General features: G+C 60.4%; 18 protein-coding genes and 1 riboswitch. Of the genes, 8 read left to right on the top strand and 10 right to left on the bottom strand.

What is annotated here, in order from left to right; genetic code table 11:
- Positions 1 to 89: 89 nt before the first annotated feature.
- Together ACT6QH_RS03290 and ACT6QH_RS03285 are read right to left on the bottom strand one after the other, a co-directional pair.
- Positions 90 to 1,526 (bottom strand): solute carrier family 23 protein, encoded by a 1,437-nt coding sequence (locus tag ACT6QH_RS03290; RefSeq protein ID WP_444973380.1) that lies wholly within the window; start codon positions 1,524 to 1,526, stop codon positions 90 to 92.
- A gap of 376 nt (positions 1,527 to 1,902) precedes the next feature.
- Positions 1,903 to 2,358 (bottom strand): GNAT family N-acetyltransferase, encoded by a 456-nt coding sequence (locus ACT6QH_RS03285; RefSeq protein WP_444973379.1) that lies wholly within the window; start codon positions 2,356 to 2,358, stop codon positions 1,903 to 1,905.
- A gap of 329 nt (positions 2,359 to 2,687) precedes the next feature.
- Between ACT6QH_RS03285 and proB the strand changes: the two genes are divergently transcribed.
- The 5 genes from proB (at position 2,688) to rlmH (ending at position 7,020) form a co-directional block, all read left to right on the top strand.
- Positions 2,688 to 3,824: a glutamate 5-kinase gene (proB, locus tag ACT6QH_RS03280; protein WP_444973378.1), complete on the top strand. Its 1,137-nt coding sequence runs from the start codon at positions 2,688 to 2,690 to the stop codon at positions 3,822 to 3,824.
- A gap of 234 nt (positions 3,825 to 4,058) precedes the next feature.
- Complete coding sequence (locus ACT6QH_RS03275) at positions 4,059 to 5,300, top strand: glutamate-5-semialdehyde dehydrogenase (protein ID WP_444973405.1); 1,242 nt, start codon at positions 4,059 to 4,061, stop codon at positions 5,298 to 5,300.
- Positions 5,301 to 5,410: 110 nt separating this feature from the next.
- Positions 5,411 to 5,992, top strand: a complete 582-nt coding sequence (locus ACT6QH_RS03270) for a nicotinate-nucleotide adenylyltransferase (RefSeq protein WP_444973377.1) — start codon at positions 5,411 to 5,413, stop codon at positions 5,990 to 5,992.
- A 108-nt stretch (positions 5,993 to 6,100) separates the two neighbouring features.
- On the top strand, positions 6,101 to 6,511 hold the full coding sequence (rsfS, locus tag ACT6QH_RS03265; protein ID WP_444973404.1) for a ribosome silencing factor: 411 nt from the start codon (positions 6,101 to 6,103) through the stop codon (positions 6,509 to 6,511).
- Positions 6,512 to 6,537: 26 nt separating this feature from the next.
- Positions 6,538 to 7,020, top strand: a complete 483-nt coding sequence (rlmH, locus tag ACT6QH_RS03260) for a 23S rRNA (pseudouridine(1915)-N(3))-methyltransferase RlmH (RefSeq protein ID WP_444973376.1) — start codon at positions 6,538 to 6,540, stop codon at positions 7,018 to 7,020.
- A gap of 64 nt (positions 7,021 to 7,084) precedes the next feature.
- Here rlmH and ACT6QH_RS03255 read toward each other — a convergent pair whose 3' ends face one another.
- The 8 genes from ACT6QH_RS03255 to ACT6QH_RS03220 form a co-directional block, all read right to left on the bottom strand.
- On the bottom strand, positions 7,085 to 9,163 hold the full coding sequence (locus ACT6QH_RS03255; RefSeq protein ID WP_444973375.1) for a heavy metal translocating P-type ATPase: 2,079 nt from the start codon (positions 9,161 to 9,163) through the stop codon (positions 7,085 to 7,087).
- 7 nt (positions 9,164 to 9,170) lie between these two features.
- Positions 9,171 to 9,761: a hypothetical protein gene (locus ACT6QH_RS03250; protein WP_444973374.1), complete on the bottom strand. Its 591-nt coding sequence runs from the start codon at positions 9,759 to 9,761 to the stop codon at positions 9,171 to 9,173.
- Between the two features lie 85 nt (positions 9,762 to 9,846).
- Positions 9,847 to 10,302, bottom strand: a complete 456-nt coding sequence (locus tag ACT6QH_RS03245; protein ID WP_444973373.1) for a hypothetical protein — start codon at positions 10,300 to 10,302, stop codon at positions 9,847 to 9,849.
- A 91-nt stretch (positions 10,303 to 10,393) separates the two neighbouring features.
- Entirely contained in the window at positions 10,394 to 10,699 is a 306-nt protein-coding gene (locus tag ACT6QH_RS03240; RefSeq protein ID WP_444973372.1) for a hypothetical protein, read from the bottom strand.
- The gene (locus tag ACT6QH_RS03235; RefSeq protein ID WP_444973371.1) at positions 10,689 to 10,961 is read right to left on the bottom strand and encodes a FeoC-like transcriptional regulator; all 273 of its coding nucleotides are present in this window, start codon (positions 10,959 to 10,961) and stop codon (positions 10,689 to 10,691) included. The genes ACT6QH_RS03240 and ACT6QH_RS03235 overlap by 11 nt, the downstream gene beginning before the upstream one ends.
- Before the next feature lie 2 nt (positions 10,962 to 10,963).
- Positions 10,964 to 13,351, bottom strand: coding sequence for a Fe(2+) transporter permease subunit FeoB (gene feoB / locus ACT6QH_RS03230; RefSeq protein ID WP_444973370.1), 2,388 nt, complete (start codon positions 13,349 to 13,351; stop codon positions 10,964 to 10,966).
- Positions 13,351 to 13,824, bottom strand: coding sequence for a FeoA family protein (locus ACT6QH_RS03225; protein WP_444973369.1), 474 nt, complete (start codon positions 13,822 to 13,824; stop codon positions 13,351 to 13,353). The genes feoB and ACT6QH_RS03225 overlap by 1 nt, the downstream gene beginning before the upstream one ends.
- Before the next feature lie 251 nt (positions 13,825 to 14,075).
- Positions 14,076 to 14,654, bottom strand: a complete 579-nt coding sequence (locus ACT6QH_RS03220; RefSeq protein ID WP_444973368.1) for a manganese efflux pump MntP — start codon at positions 14,652 to 14,654, stop codon at positions 14,076 to 14,078.
- Between the two features lie 4 nt (positions 14,655 to 14,658).
- Positions 14,659 to 14,828, bottom strand: a riboswitch (yybP-ykoY riboswitch).
- A gap of 314 nt (positions 14,829 to 15,142) precedes the next feature.
- Between ACT6QH_RS03220 and ACT6QH_RS03215 the strand changes: the two genes are divergently transcribed.
- The 3 genes from ACT6QH_RS03215 to ACT6QH_RS03205 all read left to right on the top strand — a co-directional run bounded on the left by ACT6QH_RS03215 (position 15,143) and on the right by ACT6QH_RS03205 (position 18,388).
- Entirely contained in the window at positions 15,143 to 16,033 is an 891-nt protein-coding gene (locus ACT6QH_RS03215) for a polysaccharide biosynthesis/export family protein (RefSeq protein WP_444973367.1), read from the top strand.
- Between the two features lie 107 nt (positions 16,034 to 16,140).
- On the top strand, positions 16,141 to 16,950 hold the full coding sequence (locus ACT6QH_RS03210; RefSeq protein WP_444973366.1) for a WecB/TagA/CpsF family glycosyltransferase: 810 nt from the start codon (positions 16,141 to 16,143) through the stop codon (positions 16,948 to 16,950).
- Positions 16,951 to 17,113: 163 nt separating this feature from the next.
- Positions 17,114 to 18,388, top strand: coding sequence for a hypothetical protein (locus ACT6QH_RS03205; protein WP_444973365.1), 1,275 nt, complete (start codon positions 17,114 to 17,116; stop codon positions 18,386 to 18,388).
- Positions 18,389 to 18,461: the final 73 nt, after the last annotated feature.

Genomic DNA, 18,461 nt, shown 5'->3' with positions numbered 1-18,461 from the left:
GCATGGCCTGTAGATCGGATCTGAATATGAAAAGCCCGGCAGGTTTCCCTGCCGGGCTTTTCATTGAGCGGTTGTCCCGTGGGGCAGGGCTATTCGCCTGCGGGAGCCGTCTTTCGGGTGGCGACGCCTTGCTCGTCACCGGCCTCAATATCCGAGGTGGCGTCCGAGATGAGGGAGAGGTCTTCTTCGCTGCGCTCGGCGGCATTCTGCCGTTCGATGAGGACGTAGAGCACCAGACCCACGACGATGGCGTAGATGGTGGCCTTCGGGTCCGGCATGGCCAGTGTCACGGCCACGATGCCGGCGACACCGCGCTGCGTGGAGTTCTTCAGCTCCTCCATACCCACCATGATGCAGATATAGGCGGTGAGGATGAGGGTGAGCGAAAGCGCCAGCGGCAGAACGGGGCGGAACATCGTCACCAGAGGCAGGATGAACAGCGCCAGGAAGCCGGCGATCCAGAAGGTGCCCTGACCGCCATAGAGCGAATCCATGGCCTTGCGCCCAAGGGCGTAACGTTCCGCGGTGGTGGCCTGAATGGGGGTCCACAGCGGGCCGGCCAGGCCGGGCCAGGGAGCAATGATGCCGTGGAGCGCATTGCGGATGGCGGTGACGAGATGCACGCGGGTGACGTTCAGCTCGATCTTTTCATCCGTCCGCAGATGGTCAGCGCGCTGCACCAGCGTGAAGCCCACCAGAATGTCACCAAATGCGATCACATAGGCGATGATGGCGGTGGGGATGGCCAGCAGGAACATGTCCCAGGAGGGCCAGCCGATCACGATGGGCAGGTGGCTGAAGAGCAGGGCGAAGTCCGGATTGGTGATGCCCCACTCAATGGCGGGAAGCGGGAATTCGCCGAGAATCCAGCCCACAACCATGGCCACGAGCAGGCCCGGCACCATGCCGAAATTGGCCACCATCTTGGCCACCTTGTTCTTCAGAACGACGTTCTTGAACGAGATGGAGAAGAGGATGTAGGCGGCAACCACGGCGCCGATGATGATGGAGACAGGTGCGCCTTCCACCCGGCCACCGGCTTTCAGCTCGCCCATCATGGCGGCAATACCTGCGCCAATGATGATGCCGGCCTTCAGCGAATTGGGGATGGCCGTAACCAGCTTGTTGCCGAGCCCGGTGATGCCGAGAAACAGGAAGATGACGAAGACCTCGATCTGCAAGGCCATCATCGCCTTCATGGCTTCCGGGCCGGGCTCGAAGTTTTGCAGATAGAGAAGGACGATTGGAATGGCCGGCGTAATCCAGCCCGGCACCAGCGGCACACCCAGAAGGGCCGGCAGCATGAAGCCGATGCCACAGATGACCACGCCTGCCAGCGCGGCCTCATAAGGCAGGCCAAGATACTGTTGCAGAAGGGGAATCATGCCCAGGCTGACGACGAACATCAGCAGGGCCTGAATCATTTCAGGAAATTCCCAGCGATAATGAACAAACGGCAGGCGAACCTTGAAGGGTCCGAGCGGCCAGTAGGGCTGTTCTGCCCCGTGCTCACGTTGTCTGAGCATTGAGTGCCTCCCAAAGGCTTGGAATTTTCGTATATATTATTGTTTTAGAGCAGCATACATCATTCCATTTGCTGCCCGGCAAATGGTTTCAGATCATTCCCACACATGAAGGGGGTGCCGACATGCATGGCGGGGCAAACTTTGGGTAAGTTCGTCCTTTATACTGAAAAATTGAGCACGCAAAAGCTGATATACCTGCAAAGCCATGAATTTCCAATGCCTTTGACACAGAAAGGCCATTTTGTGCAGGGCGGCGTAAATAATTGAGAACGCTTCACCTTTTGCGCATGCATGTGACCTATGCGGAGCCTGTTAGACTAATGGATAGTGCGGCGGCCGGGCTGCGGCTCATATGGTCTCGTGGGGGGGCTGTGGTTCAGAAGTGCAGGCGATAGCGTACAAAATCATCTGCCTGGGTAAAGCTGTCATAGAGCTTTCTGGCGGGGTTGTCCGTTCGTGTATGCCAATACAGGGTGGACCAGTTCTGGGCCCGGCCGCGTTCCACGAGTTCCTGTATCAGCGCCCGCCCGAGTCCCTGGCCGCGACAGGCCGGGTCCACGAACAGGTCTTCCAGATAGCAGACAGGGTTCTTCACCCAACTGCCTTCATGGAGAATATAGGTGCAGAAGCCGGCAATGCCTGAAGTGGCATCATCTCCCTCCATCTCTGCCACCAGGCAGAACATGGGGACAGAGGGGTCCAGAATGCGGTGCCAGGTGTGGTTCGTCACATCCGGTGGCACATGGGCTTCATAGAAGCGGTTATAGCCGGCCCATAATTCACGCCAGCGCGGTTCATCGCGGGACGTGGCGGCACGGATGTGAAACGGCATGTTCGGGTCTTCCCTAACATCTTTAGCGACAAGGTCCGGTCATCGCGGTTTTCTTGTGATAGAATGCCCATGCTGGCAACAAGGGGCCAGCGGGAAACCACGATTGCGCCTTGTCGCCGCGTCATATGTCGGCGAGTGCAAAAGGAGTTGAGCGTGCCTCGTCCGAGAGGCAGACACGGAAGTGAGTGCATCCACGCCGCGCTTCCGCATCGACGCCTGTGGGAAAAGGCTGTATCACGCAGCCGCTTTTTCGCCTGTGCCCTTTCATCCGCGCCTGTTGCCCATGCCTGGCATGGTGGCGCTTTCCTGTCCTCAATATTGTGAGAGCCATGGATTCTCCCCTTTCCGTACCCGCGCTGGCGGATTTCCGCCGCATCGTCATCAAGGTTGGTTCAGCTCTGCTGGTGGACCGGGACAGGGGCCGGATACGCCTGCCATGGCTTTATTCTCTGGTTGAAGATATTGGCGTGCTGCACCGGCGGGGCTGTCAGGTCATGGTGGTGTCGTCGGGCTCCGTGGGCATGGGGCGTACCATGCTGGATCTGCCGCCCGGCCAGCTGAAGCTGGAAGACGGGCAGGCCGCCGCCGCTGTGGGGCAGGTGGCCATCTCGCGCACCTGGGCCGAAGCGCTGGCCTATCAGGATATCAAGGCCGGACAGGTGCTGTTGACGCTGGGCGATACCGAGGAGCGCCGGCGCTATCTCAATGCACGCTCCACACTCAAGCGGCTGATGAAGCTGCGCGCCGTGCCGATCATCAATGAAAATGACACCGTGGCCACCAATGAGATCCGCTATGGCGACAATGATCGCCTTGCGGCCCGCGTGGCCACCATGGCCAGCGCCGATCTGCTGATTCTGCTGTCGGATATTGATGGCCTTTATACTGCGCCGCCGGCCTTGAACCCCAAGGCCGAGCATATTCCCGTGGTGCCGCGCATCTCGGCGGAAATCGAGGCCATGGCGGGGGCGGCGGCCTCCGAGCTTTCGCGCGGGGGCATGTTCACCAAGATCGAAGCGGGCAAGATCGCCACGGCGGCGGGCACCCACATGCTCATTACCACCGGCCATGTGAAGAACCCGCTGCGCCGCATTCAGGAAGGCGGACGCTGCACATGGTTTCTGTCGTCGGTCAGTTCCAGCAGCGCGCGCAAGAGCTGGATCGCCGGTGCGCTGGAGCCTCATGGCACGCTGCATCTGGACAAGGGTGCTGTCGAGGCGTTGCGGCGGGGCGCCAGCCTGTTGCCGGCCGGCATTCGCTGGCTGGAAGGCGATTTCCAGCGTGGTGACGCCGTGATCCTGCGTGGGCCGGATGGTGGGGAGGTTGGGCGTGGCCTTGTGGCTTATGATGCCCCCGACGCCGAGCGCATCATTGGCCACCCCACCAGTGATATCGAGCAACTGCTGGGCATCAAGGGGCGCTCCGAAATGGTGCACCGGGACGATATGGCGTTAAGCTCGGAATGATGGCGGGGCGGGAGGAGATTTGTGATCCCTCCTGCGGCCTGCTTGCCTGTGCCTCGTCAGGGTGCGGTTTTGCCCTGCGGGGCTTCATGTTAAGAAAGGGCTCCATTCCCCCAAAGGAATGGCCCGTGTTCAGGAAAAGAGAGACATCACATCATGACATCACCTGTAGCCGCCGCCCGTGTGAATGCCCCCGCCACGGCGGAGAAGGTGCCACCGGCGGAGCTGGAGGCCGCCATGATGGAAAAGGGTAAGCGCGCCCGCGCGGCTGCCCGCACTCTGGCGCTGGCTGATGCCGAAACCAAGAGCGCGGGCCTGCGCGCCGCCGCTGCGGCGATCCGCGAAGCTTCGGCCGATATTCTGGCTGCCAATGCGCAGGATGTGGCCCGCGCCCGTGGCGAAGGCATTTCGGATGCTTTCATTGATCGCCTTACGCTGACGCCGGAGCGGCTGGAAGGCGTGGCTGCCGGTGTGGAGGCCGTGGCCGAACTGCCTGACCCGGTGGGCAAGGTTCTGGAAAGCTGGACCCGCCCCAACGGCCTTACCATTGAGCGCGTGCGTACGCCGCTGGGCGTGGTGGGCGTGATTTATGAAAGCCGCCCCAATGTCACCGCCGATGCCGCAGCCCTGTGCCTGCGCGCCGGAAATGCTGTGATTTTGCGTGGCGGTTCCGATAGTCTGGCCTCTTCCGGCGCCATTCATCAGGCCTTTGTGAAGGGGCTGGAATCGGTAGGGCTGCCGGGTGATGCGGTGCAGTTCGTGAATGTCGCGGATCGCGCCGCCGTGGGGCTCATGCTGGCGGGCCTTGGCGGTAATGTGGATGTGATCGTTCCGCGTGGCGGCAAGAGCTTGGTGGCCCGTGTGCAGAATGATGCGCGCGTGCCGGTGTTTGCGCATCTGGAGGGCATCGTCCACATCTTCGTGGACAAGGCGGCAGATCTCGACATGGCGAAATCCGTAGTGCTGAACGCAAAGATGCGGCGGACTGGCATTTGCGGCGCGGCTGAAACCCTGCTGGTGGATCGCGCGGTTGCCGGCACCCATCTCAAGCCTCTGGTGCAGATGCTGCTGGATGTGGATTGCGAAGTGCGCGGCGATGGTGATGTGCAGGCCATTGATCCGCGCGTGAAAGCGGCCGCTGACGAAGATTGGGATACCGAATATCTCGATGCCATCATCTCGGTGAAGGTGGTGGATGGTCTGGCGGATGCCATCTCCCATATCGAGTCGCATGGATCTCACCATACGGACAGCATCATCACCAGCGATCAGGCCACGGCAGATCGTTTTCTGGCAGAGGTGGATTCGGCGATTGTGGTGCACAATGCCTCCACTCAGTTCGCCGATGGTGGCGAATTTGGCTTTGGTGCGGAAATCGGCATCGCCACGGGGCGCATGCATGCGCGCGGCCCGGTGGGAGCCGAACAGCTCACCTCCTTCAAGTATCGCATCCATGGCGCGGGGCAGACCCGTCCGTGACAGTGCCGGGGGCCTCTTCATCCGAGCCTCCGCCGCAGCCTCTCCCGCCAGCGGGAGGGGCTGAGGTTCGCCGTTTGCCTCTGGCCTTGCCGGGCATGCGGATTGGCCTCATGGGGGGCAGCTTCAACCCGCCTCATGCCGCGCACCGCGCCGCGGCGCTTCTGGCCATGAAACGGCTGCAACTGGATGCTGTGTGGTGGCTGGTGACACCCGGTAACCCCCTGAAGGACAACAGCGCCTTACCGCCGCTGGAGCAGCGTGTGGCGGCGGCGCAGAAACTGGCCCGTCATCCGCGCATCATCGCCACGGGCTGCGAAGCGCAATGGGGTGTGCGCTATACTTATGACACGGTGCGGCAACTGCGATGCCGCCGGCCGGGTGTGCATTTCGTGTGGCTCATGGGGGCGGATAATCTGGTGCAGTTTCACCGTTGGGAGCGGTGGCGGGGCATTGCCGCCCTGGTGCCCATTGCGGTTGTTGATCGCATGGGGGCAAGCCTTTCGGCGCTGTCTTCTCCCGCGGCCCGCACGCTGGCCCATGCACGGGTAGCAGAGCATGAAGCCGCGCGCCTGCCGGGCCTGAAGCCGCCGGCATGGGTTTTTCTACACGGCATGAAATCGACCCTTTCTTCTTCCAAAATTCGCGCTCAGTTGGGGAAATGCGGGGGCGACCCGCCATCCTCCGTGCGATAGAGGACGGACTCCTTTCTCGTCTCCCTTGAAAAATGACGCATTTGCCTGCACTCTATAAGGGCAAGGGTGCATGGTCCCGCACCCCATAACTGAAGAGGAAGCAGAGCCCTGTCCACGACGGCTCTTTCAGCGGAAGATCAGGTCGCCAAACAGACCGAAAACACCGCTCCCGTTTCTAAACCGCTCGAGAGCGCGGAAGAAACACTCGCACTTATTCATTCGCGCCTGGAGGACGATAAGTCGGAAGACATCGTCTCCATTGATCTGCGTGGCAAGACCGCCATTGCGGATTACATGGTTGTTGCTTCCGGTCGCTCCCAGCGGCATGTGGGCGCCATTGCCGATCACCTCATCGAGGCCCTGAAGGCTGCCGGCGTGCGCCATGTGCGCGTTGAAGGCCAGCCCGCCTGTGACTGGGTGCTGATCGACGCCAATGACGTCATCATCCATGTGTTCCAGCCCGAGGTGCGCAGCTTCTACAATATCGAGAAGATGTGGACCCAGACCACGCCGGCCTGACTGGCGCAGAGGAAGGCTGAAGGCGGGTGCGTATTCTTCTGGCGTGTGTCGGCCGGCTGAAGGCCGGTGCGGAGCGTGATCTCGTTGCTCGTTATCTGGAGCGTGCGCGTGCATCTGGACGCGCACTCGGCTTCGGCGATGTGCAGATGCTGGAGATTGCTGAATCCTCTGCCCGGCGGGCGGAAGATCGCATGGCGGAAGAGGGGGCTGCTTTGCTGGCGGCTTGCCCGCCCGGCACATTTCTGGTGGCGCTGGACCCGCGTGGTCGCAATTTGCCCAGCGAAGAACTGTCCGCACGCATGGCGCGAGAGCGTGATGATGGCCGTCCGGCCATCTGCCTTGTCATTGGCGGGGCGGATGGGCTGAGCGATGCCGTGCGCAGCAAGGCCAGCCTGCTTCTGGCCTTTGGTGCGGCCACCTTTCCCCATCAGCTTGTGCGGGTGATGCTGGCCGAGCAGATCTACCGTGCCATGACCATACTCTCCGGCCATCCCTATCATCGCGCCTGAAGGCTTTTTGTGGGGGAGGGCGAAACCGGCCCGGCGGGGCCGGTTTTCTTGGCTGCCGGGGGCTTCAGCGCGAATTCAGATGCGCCTGTTCCGCCTGTGCCCGTCCGGCCAGAAGCGAGCGGATGAGCACGGCAATGGTGGTGCCATTGTGGAGCACAGAGGTGGCGATTGGAGAAAGATAGCCTCCGGCCGCCGCCGCCAGAATGGCCGAATTGGCCCCGACCGCGACCTTGAAATTGGAGCGGATAAGCTTCATGGCCTGTTGCGAAATATCCACAATCGCTCCCAGAGATCCCAGCCGGTCCTCCGTCAGCACAATATCGGCGGTGGCCCGCGCAATATCGGCCGCCTTGGGCATGGCGATGCCGACATGGGCGGTCATCAGGGCGGGCCCGTCATTCACGCCATCGCCCACAAAGGCGACCTTCGCTCCGCCTTTTTGCAGAGCCTGAAGAATGCGCGCCTTATCTTCTGGCTGCTTTTCATAATAAACCCTGTCGAGCCCCAGAGCCTCGCCAAAGGCCAGCGCCTTGGCCTTCTCATCTCCGGTAATCATGACAAGTTGCTTGACACCCAGTTTTTTTAGGTGATTGAGGGTGGTCATGGCATCGGTTCGTAATTCGTCCCGCAGGGCGAACACCGCGAAAGGCTTGTCGTTGCGGGCGACATAGAGCAGCGATTTGCCCTGAGCCTGGAAGTTGCGCACCATCTCCCGCTCTTTGGCGAAGGAAATGTTTTCATCATCTTCCAGAAAATGTCGACTGCCAAAGCGCACCATGGCCCCGTCAATCATGCCTTCCACACCATGGCCGACAATGAAGTTCACTTCTTCATGCGGCACATGGGCCAGCCGCCGCTCCCGTGCCAGCGCCACAATGGCCCGCGCAACAGGATGCGTGGTGTGCTCGCCCAGAGAGGCCACGGTCGCAACCGCTTCTTCCTCGGTCACACCGGGATAGAGCGGACAGATATCCGTGACTTGAAGCGTGTTGTGGGTGAGGGTGCCGGTCTTGTCGAACACGATTGTGTCGACATCCGCCAGCGCCTCGATGGCCTGCCCGTTCTTGACCAGACATCCTTGACGGGCGGCCTGATACATGGCTGTTTTCAGCGCAATGGGAGTGCCAAGTTTCACGGTGCATGAATAATCCACCATGAAAACGGATTCCATGCGCTGCACATCTTGGGTCAGCGCATAAACACCCGCCGCAGAGGCCAGGGTAATGCCCACGCGCTTGTCGGCGAGCTGGTCGGCAATGGCTTCGATTTCAGCCGGGCGCTCCAGTGCATCCTGAATATAGCGGGTGATGCGGCCCGTCGTGGTAGCCTCGCCCACACGTTCCGCCCGGATGGTGAGGCGACCATGGGTGACAATGCCGCCCGCCAGCGCCGGGCTGCCGGCGGAACGCGGCATGGGCAGGCTTTCACCCGTCACCGCAGATTGGTCCACATAGGCGTCGCCAGCAATGACGAGACCATCCACGGGGATCGTTTCGCCACTGGAAACAAGAACATGCTCGCCGCCTTTCAGCGTATCGAAGGGCACCTGCGCCTGTTCGCCATTTTCAAGCTGCACCCACACATCATCCGGCTTGTGATGCAGCAGGGAGCGCAACAGCTCATCCGAGCGCTCGGCCGTGGTGGATTCGATATAATCCGCCAGCTCCACGAGAAAGCGGGTGAAATTGGCGGTGGTGTAATCTCCGCGCAGGCTGGGCAGTCCCATGGAGAGGGCGTCCAGCACTTCCACCTTCAGCCCGTGCTGAAGGCCGGCGATAGCACCCTTCACCAGAGTGGGGGCGATGTTGAGCCATGTGACAGCTCCGGCCGCAGGCTTGGGCAGCACCATGCCGGCCGCCAGTGCCGCAGAGGCGAGAATAAGCTCCGAGCTGTCGGTGCCCGGTGGTTGGGCCAGCGGTGGCACATTGCTGGGCGGGTTGGCTGCCTGGGTCAGTATTGCAGATCGCAGGCCCGGCGTCCCATCATGATTGACGATGATGGACCGGCAGCCGGGATTGATCCGCACGCCCGTCACGCCGCGCAGATCGCGGACCGCCGTTGCGGCCCGCGACAGGAATTCCGGGTCCGCGTCGATCCGCAAGCGCAGGCGATCGGCGACCTCATGGGCGACACGGACTTTCATGGCGGCTTCAGTTCCCGGCGCTGGGGGTGGAGGGGGCAGTCTCTTCAGCAGAGGTGGCTTCGGGCGTGTCCGCTTCTGGGGCCGGGCTCTCCTGTGCAGCAGCAGCCGCCACTTCGGCCTCGGCGTCGTGCAGGCGCTCCTTCATTTCCTCAAGGCCATTTTGCAGGAAGGCCCAGACCTGAACGGCCGTGCGCATGATGGCGCGCTGCGCATTCTCATTGGTGAGCAGATAGGCCGCACCCGCACCCACGGCGAGGCCCTTCACCAGAGAATCCGCATTGGGGTGCAGATGCCAGTTCAGGCCGCTCGTGCCGGCATTCGCATTGCTATTGGCCGTACCGCCGTCCGTGGTGCCGGAAGCTGTGCCGAAGCCGGCTCCGGGCGGGAAGGGGAAGCCGGGGGGCGGGGTCATGCCCGCACCGGGGAAGGGAGGCTGCTGGCCATAAGGGCCGCTCTGATTAGCTTGCGCGCCCTGGCCGCCCTGAGTGCCCTGGCCCCCTTGTGTGGAGGCTGCATCGTCATTTGGAGCTGGCTGGCCATAGCCATAGAAATGGTAGTGGTAATGAACACCCTGGTCGCTACCCTTGTGATCCGACATCTTCTTGCTCCTGAAGGGAAAGGAGGACGGAGAACCGTCCGTCAGGCATGTTTTTGCGAGATGTACGCCGGCCGGGGCCGTCGTTTCACTCCTGCGGGGTATCCTTGGCCTTATGGAAGGCGCTGGAAAATGCGTTGCGCACATCCGGGCGGTTCAGCAACACAACGGCGCCTGCGCCGATGGCTGCGCCAATCCAGAAATTGGAGCCACTTGCGCGGGCAATGCGTGTGAAGTTGGAGAGGCTGAAGCCATCGCGCAGCATACCTTCCAGAACATCCAGCGCATCAATCCGGCCGGGGCCGCCATAGGGGCCCTGAGGACCCGCGCCCGGCCCATAGCCGGCCTGATGGGTATGGGCGCCTTGCCCGAAATTTCCGTGTCCGAAATTTCCTTGCCCGTAGCCCGTCTGCCCGTAGCCACCCTGCCCATAGGCATTCTGGCCATAACCGCTTTGTTCATTCGGGCCACGGGAACTGCCCGGTCCCGGATTCCCATTTGGGCCGAATTGCTGTGCGCCCCATTGATGATTGTAATTCGACATCGGTCTTTCCTCAGACAATTGGGGGACTGATGGATGTGCAAGCCTCTTCCGCAGATATGCCGGGCCATGCCGCAGCAAAACGGGAGGGGGATCATGCGGTGTGTTGCTGGAGGATCTGTGTCACCTCTGCCGCATCTGCCTTGAGAAGCTTTTCCCATATGGGAAAAGCGATCTTCTTGGGATCGTACTCCACCACAACCGAAAGTGCAGCCTTGTTCACCCGCGTGGATTGCACACCCTGCACGCGTGCGATCAGATCCACGAAGGGGCTCGGGTCCACTTTCGGCAGATGGGCAAGCGCCTTCATGTCCAGCTTCATCCGGATACGTCCGGGCACATGGTGGGCAATGGTCACAAACCGGCGAAGATGCAGGAAAGGCGACAAATCAGGAATCATGCCTCGCAGGCTCCTCGTCTTCGATCCATTCATAGATTTCGGGGGGCAGTGCGGCTGAGGCGCAGTTGCAGCCGCCCCATCGTGATTTTCCACAGTTGCTGCCGCAGTTGGCGGCAATGGAGCGCACGCGCTTCTTGCTCCGCCACATTTCCAGCAAGGCTTTCGCGGCGTCCTGCGTGGTGGACAGGCCAATCGCCAGATCCTGAAGGCTCGCCCGATGATGCTGGCGCATGTATCGCTTCACATCTGAAAGTGTGGCCATGGCTACACCTCCCCGCTATTGCCGGCCAACGCCAGATCCCGCTCATTCTCACGCTGGGCGGCGACGGTCTTTCCGGCGTGATGCAGCCCGGCCATGGCGGCGACAAGCGCAAGCAGGCAAATGGCAATCCAGAAGGTGGAGGTTTCCGGGTGCCGGGTGAAGCGCATGGCCTGATAGAACAGCACGGCCCCGCACCAGCCCAGCCCCGTTGTCCAGCTTGCGGCAAATAAGGTCCAGCGCCAGCCCGTTTCCTGATAAATCGCGCCGACCGCCGCGACACATGGCATATAGAGCAGGATCATCAGCAGGTAGGCGAAGGCTCCGGCCGGCCCGTCGAACCGGGCTGCCATGGCGGTGAAGGCGGAAGGCGCGACCTCGAGCTCTTCGGCCGCAGCATCCCGGCCTTCCGCTGTGTAGGAAATATTGATGCCCAGCGGGTCGGTGAGGTTGGCGGCCACATCTGCAAGATTGGCGGGAATGGTGGCGAAGGCCGCCGCAAGCAGGGCCCCTACATTCTCTTCATCCACCAAGGCGTCTGCCGGCGCATTGCCTGCCTTGGCAGCGTCGGCTGCGCCAAGCTGGCTGTAAAGGGCGTTCAGCGTGCCGATCACCGCTTCCTTCGCCAGAATGCCGGTGAACACGCCGACCGCGGCCGGCCAGTTGTCCTCATGCATGCCCATGGGTTCGAACACCGGCGTGATGGTGCGCCCCACCTGTGAGAGAACGGATTTCTCACTGTCCTGGTTGTTGAAGGAGCCATCTGTGCCCAGCGCGTTCAGAAAGGTGAGCACCACGACCATGGGCACGATGAAGCGCCCGGCGCGGAAGATGAAGGAATGCAGCCGGTTCCATGCCCGCAGAAATACCGTGCGCAGGGTGGGGATGTGATAGGGCGGAAGCTCCATCACGAAGGAGGATACCTCCCCCTTCAGCATCGTGTTCTTCAGCAGAAAGCCGGTGCCCACGGCGGCCAGAATGCCAATAAGATAAAGCAGGAACACCAGATTTTGCCCGGTCTGCGGGAAGAAGGCGGCCGCAAACAGCGCATAGACGGGCAGCCGCGCCCCGCAGGACATGAAGGGAGCCATCATGATGGTGAGGATGCGGTCTCGCCGGCTTTCCAGCGTGCGCGTGGCCATGATGGCCGGCACATTGCAGCCAAAGCCGACAATCAGTGGCACGAAGGATTTGCCCGGCAGGCCAATGGTGCGCATCGCCCGATCCATCACGAAGGCGGCGCGGGCCATATAGCCGGAATCCTCCAGAAAAGAGAGGAAGAGATAGAGGAAGGCGATAATGGGAATAAATGTCGCCACCGTCTGGATGCCGCCACCCACCCCTTCGGCCACCAGCACCACCAGCCATTCCGGCAGGCCGATGGCGGAAAGGGCCTGTGTGCCGCCATTCACCAGCAGCGCGCCCGCCGCCTGATCGAAGAAATCAATGAACGCGCCGCCCACTGAAATGGTGAACACGAACATGAGGTACATCATGAACAGGAAAATGGGGATGCCAAGGAAGCGGTTCAGCACCACCTTGTCGATATGATCGGACAGGGTGCGCGAGGCTTCACGAGGGCGGGTGAGAACGGCATCCACAATCGCGGTGATGAAGCCGAAACGGGCGTCCGCCACCACGATATCGGTATCTTCCTCCTCAGTCTCGCTGATGGTTTCACGCGCCGTGCGCACCGCGGACTCAAGCCCTGCGCGCCGTTCTTCCGCATTCAGGGCATCGCCTTCAACCAGCTTCAGGGCGCGCCACTCTGCACGTGGCGCATTCATCTCCTGCAACTTGGCGGCAATATCTGAAACGCATGTTGCAATCAGCGGCCCATAATCCGGCTTGATGGCCGGTGGCTGCGGGTTGGCCGTACGTTCCGCGATTTCGTTTTTCAGAGTGTCCACGCCAGAGCTGCGGGCGGCCACCAGCTCCAGAACCGGGCAGCCCAGGGCGGCGCTCAGTGCTTCCGTATCCAGTTTCAGGCCGCGGTTTCGGGCAATGTCCATCATGTTGAGCGCAACAATGATGGGAACTTGCATCTCCAGAATCTGGGTCGTCAAATAGAGGTTGCGCTCCAGATTGGAGGCATCAAGGATGTTGATGACAAGATCAGCCTCGCCGGAAAGAATATAATCGCGCGCGACGCGTTCATCTTCGGAGATCTGCGAGGTGGCGCCGATGGAATAGACCCCCGGCAGATCCACGACCTCATAGCTGGTGCCCTTGTGAGAATAGGTGCCGCACTTCTTCTCAACTGTCACGCCGGGCCAGTTGCCCACATCTTGCCGGGCGCCGGTGAGGGCGTTGAAAAGGGTGCTCTTGCCGCAATTCGGGTTGCCGGCCACGCAGACCGTGAAAGTGTGGCGGGACATGCTGGCTGTGGCCATCACAGCTTCTCCACGGCGATCATCTCGGTTTCATTCTTGCGCAGAGTCAGGGAAAAGCCACGCACGCGAATTTCCACCGGATCACCCAGCGGGGCCATGCGGGTGATTTCAAAGGTCGCTCCCGGCGTGAGCCCCATGGACATGAGCTTTTGCCGATATTCCGGCCGGCTGCGCCCCAGCCCCACAATGCGGGCGCGATCTCCGGGCTTGAGGGCGGAAATTGCGAGCCCGGCAGTGACAGGCTGCTGAATGGTGACAATAACCTGCTCGGATGAAGAGGCATCCAGCACCATGCGGCCATCATCATTCACCGCAACCACGATGCCATTTTCACCATTGTGCTGAAGAACTTCCACGCGGGAGCCCGGATGCAGGCCGAGGTCGCTCAGGCGCTTTTGCTCATCTGCGCTACCCTTGAGGGAACGGATGCGAACCTTGCCGCTGGTCACCTCAAAAAGTTTGATCTGCGCCATTCTTGATGCCTCTCGGATCGCCATGCCTGAGGCCATGCGCGCAGGGGGCTCAGCCAAAGACACGTATTATGTACATGCCTTGCCTGAAAACGCGAATGTATTCCTTGATATTTATCAGATATTGGAGCTGTACTGATTTTATATCTGATGTAAGTACAAGTTTAGAACTTCTATAAAGTGGTATTTATTGGGGTGTGCTTGCATGAATGCCCGGTGCGGGCGGCGGATTCAGCATGGTTCCGGGGCGGGCCTCAACTCAGCAGATGTTCTGCCAGTATGGTGATGCCCAGCCCGATAAGAATGAGGCCGGCGCAGGCTTCGGCAATATGTCCCCAGCGGGCATTCATCATGCGGCCCAGCAAAATGCCTGTGGTGGACATGATGAAGGTGGCGCAGCCGATCGCCAGGGCCACCACCAGAATATTCTGATCCAGAAATGCCAGAGAAACACCAACAGCCATGGCATCCAGACTGGTGCCTATGGCGGTGACGACCAGTACGAAGAAAGACGTATGCGCTGGTGAGCGTCGGTTCTGTTCCTGCCCGTCTTCCTCATCTTCGCGGAAGGCGGCGATCAGCATGTGCAGCCCGACAATGCTGAGCAGGCCAAAGGCGATCCAGTGGTCAACAGCCTGCATGGCGTGGCTGGCGGCAATGCCGGCCAGCCAGCCGATGATGGGGGTGGTGGCTTCTACCGCACCAAAGATCAGCCCGGTGCGCAAAGCCTCATCATACCGCGGCTGTTTCATTGCCGCGCCACGGCCGATGGAAACCACAAACGCATCCATCGACATGCTGAATGCAAGAACAATGACGGCCAGAATGCTCATGAAAAATAGCCATGCGGACAAGCAACCGCGCATCCCCTCACCTTGCCCGCAGAAGGTCTGGAACGCGACGGTCTTGCCGGGCCGAGATGTTTCGGCTGATCGCACCACGCGCTGAGCGCGAGCCTGTTGACGCGATCCCGCTCTGAGCGGTGGCTACTCCCCGATACCTGAAGGGTTAGCGAGTTGGGGTTTGTAAGTCAAATCCCGGTATGGTTCAGGCGCGCACTCTTTCATGCTTTCAAGAATGATTATCAAAAAAGGTGGATGCCAGAAGCGCGCATGGCACATGTTTGGTGCCAGCGTGCCACAGCTTTGGTGAGAGATGTGGGTGGTGCTCCCATAGGGTGTAAAGCCTATGTTAACCATATGCGTTCAAGGTTAGCTTACCAAAACAGTGATTCGTTTGGCCGTTCCCTGTAGGCATTCAGCTTCAGGGGTGGGGCTTTTACTGTTTGTTTTTGAGTTTTGCGCCGTTTCGGGGGGTTTCTATGGTCTCGCCTTTTTGCGATTGGATTTCATCCGTTCGCACTCCGAAGCAGTCTGGGCCCGTAGCGGTGCAGGCGCGCTTCAAGGGTGAGATGGGTGGTCGTGGCCGGGCCCTGATCGGGCTGGCGATGGGTGCGCTGGCGCTTTCAGCCTGCACCACCAATCAGCGCGAAGGCACGCTGATGGATACCGGCACTCCGCCGCTGACAACCGGGCATTCCTACCGCTTCACCGAGGTCAATGCCGATCGCTTTCGTCCATGGAGCAATGCGCGCATTTCCTACCGCGTGGGGCCGGGGGATAAGTTGCAGGTGAAATATTTCATCACCCGCGAGATGGATGAGGAATTGATGGTGGGGCCGGATGGCTCCATCGCCCCGCGGGCCATCGGCCAGATGCGCGTGGATGGCATGACGCTGGGCACGCTTGAAAAAGCCATTCGCCGTGAATCCCGCAAGGAGCTGGTGGATCAGAAGGTGGTGGTGGGGCTGGCGGAAGCAGCCGCACCCAAGATCTATGTCGGCGGCATGGTGCAGAGCCCGGCCGTTTACAAGCTGGAGAGCAATGGCATCAGCGTGCTTCAGGCCATCCTGATGGCGGGTGGCTTCCAGGAGGTGGCGCGCACCGGACAGGTGGCGGTGATCCGTCGTGGGCCGGATAATCTGCCCATGCTGCGGGTCGTCGATGTGAAGGAAATCATCGAAACCGGTGCTTCGGACAGTGATGTGCCCCTGATGAGCGGCGATATCATTTTCGTGCCCTATAGCGCGATTGCCGAGGTCAATCTGTGGATTGACCAGTTCATCAACAAGGTCGTGCCGTTCCAGCGCACCTTCAGTTATACTATCGGCTCCTATACGCAGACCGGGGGCGCCACTCCGTTCGCCATGTGATGTCTTTCATGTGATGAAGATGGCCGTCGGGTGGGGCAGGATGTCCGGCGCAGCCGGCGAACATGCATCTCTTATATTCGGGGTGCCAAGCATGAGATGGAGCGTGCATGTCTGAGAATGGCGTCAACGGGCATTCTTATGAGGTTGTTCCTTTTCTGGGGGTGCCCTTTGCCTGTGTGGATGCCCATGGCGCCGCCGGGCTGATTGCGGCGCGTCCTTCCGGGGCACCTTTTGAATATGTGGTGACGCCCAACGCTTCCAATCTCGTGCGGCTGAATGAGCTGAAAGATCCGAAATTCATCGAGATCTACCGCCATGCGTGGCTGCATACGCTGGATGGCAGCATTCCGCGCGCGCTGGCGCGCAAGGTGTTTGGCCTGCATATTCCTCTGGCGGCCGGCAGCGATATCACGTCTGAGCTGTTCAATCACTTTATCCAGCCGGATGACCCCATCACCATTATTGGTGGGGGTGAGGAGATGTTGCAGCGCCTGCGGGCGCGCTATCACCTCACCAATGTGCATATGCATGTGCCTCCCATGGGCTTCATCAAGAAGCCGGAGGAGGTTGAAAAATGTGTACAATTCGTGCTGGATCATCCCGCGCGCTACGTTTTTTTCGTGACGGGTTCACCGCGGTCGGAATATGTCACCCAGATCGTGCATCAGCATGGCGAAGCTGTGGGGACGGGCCTGTGCGTGGGTAATTCTCTCAATTTTCTGGTCGGGCTCTCTGTGCGCGCCCCGGAAGCCTATCGCAAGCGCGGGTTGGAATGGTTGCACCGCATGATGCAGGACCCGAAAATGGTGCGCCGTGTGTTGGTGGATTCCATGCCCATTTTTCTCACCGCAACCAAGGCAAAGGTGAAGCCTGCTGCCTATGGCATGGCAGGGCCGAAAAAGCCGCGCAAATCATGAGGGTTGCGCCCTTTGCAAATGTAGCGAAGCCGTGCCCATGAAAAGCAAGCACCATATTAATCACGGGGCCATGCGGGCCCGCGCCGCGCACAGGGTAGAGATGCCCTTGCAACGCGAGCGGCCCGGTGAGGGGCCGGGCTTGAGAGCGCCTTCAGGCCGGACAATGGCGACGCTGGTCTTCATTCTGTGCCTGCCTTTTTTTGCGCAGGTCTTCCATTATCTGAATGAGTTGCCGCCGCCTTATTTCCTCTCCAAGGCCTGGCCCATTCTGGTGCTGCCCTTTACATTTTATGCTCTGCTCCGGCTTGATCTGCCGGGGCAGAGTCTTTTTCTGGTGTTGCTGGCTTATGTGCTGGGCTTTACACCGCTCATCTCCGTCATGCAGCTTGGAAACTGGTTTTCCGACGCCATGATTACGACGGTGAAGGCTTGGCCCTATACCTATTATTTCGCATTGTCCGGGGTGCTGGCCCTGCTGGCCTTGCCGGCCCAGAAGGTACGGAAGGTCTTTCTCGGTTTCGGGCAGGGCACCTTCATTCTCTTTGTGCTTTTATGGGTGCTGGTACCTGGCTCCTGGTATGGCTCCAGCCCTGATGAAGGGAAGATGCTGCAATATGATGTGGAGCGCGGAAATCGCATCTACATGGCCACCATATTCGGCATGATCTATATTTTTTATCTGGGGCGCAGTTTTATTGAGACCCGGAAGGTGATCTACCTGGCGGGGCTCATAGCCGCTTTTCTCATTCTGCTTTTTATTTACAAACAGCGCGCGGCAATTGGGGCGGTTTTTCTGGTCACTATGTTTGGCATGGTCACATCCCTGCCAGCGCGTGCGCGGCGGTTCGCCATTGGTGCAGGTGCGGTGGTGGGGGCCGGGCTTCTCATTGCCGTTATGGCCAAGCTGGGTTTGTTTACAGGGGCTGGCTGGGCGAATTTGGGCGAGAAGCTGGGCGGTTCGCTCTCCGTGCGGCAGAACTCCTCCGCGCTGGCCGTTTCCTTTCTGGGGACGGATGTGGAGCGCTGGCTCTTCGGTGTGGGGGCGACGACCCGCTTCGGCTCTGTCACGCTCAAGGATATTTTCGGTTACGATCAGTTCTTTATCGCGGATCTGGGGTTGCTTGGCACCGTGTTTGAATATGGGCTGGTTGGAACCTTCCTCATTCTGAGCGTTTATGTGTGGGCTTTCCTCACCATCAACCGCAATGGGCGGGTGGATGGAGACCGTTTCCAGATCGTGCTGGGCGATTATGTGCTCTATCTGTTGGTGACTTCGCCCATCTACCCGCTTGTCTTCCTGCCGGGTGAGCTGGGGGTGGTGCTGGCGGTTGCCATTTATGTGCATCGCGGTGTGGGGCGGCAGCATGAGCCAGAAGGGCGGAAGGCGACACGGGCGGGGCGTGTGTCGCTGCCCTGGTCGCGGCGCAAACCGGCTTGAGGTGGTGCCTCTTCTTGGCGGTGAGCCACTTGGGGCGGTGAAGTTGGCAAGGTGCAAGCCATAAAAAATGGCC

The sequence above is a fragment of the Haloleucobacter albus genome, assembly GCF_052492075.1.
Note: the sequence above shows the minus strand (reverse complement) of the source record. Positions and strands in the feature narration are given on the sequence as shown.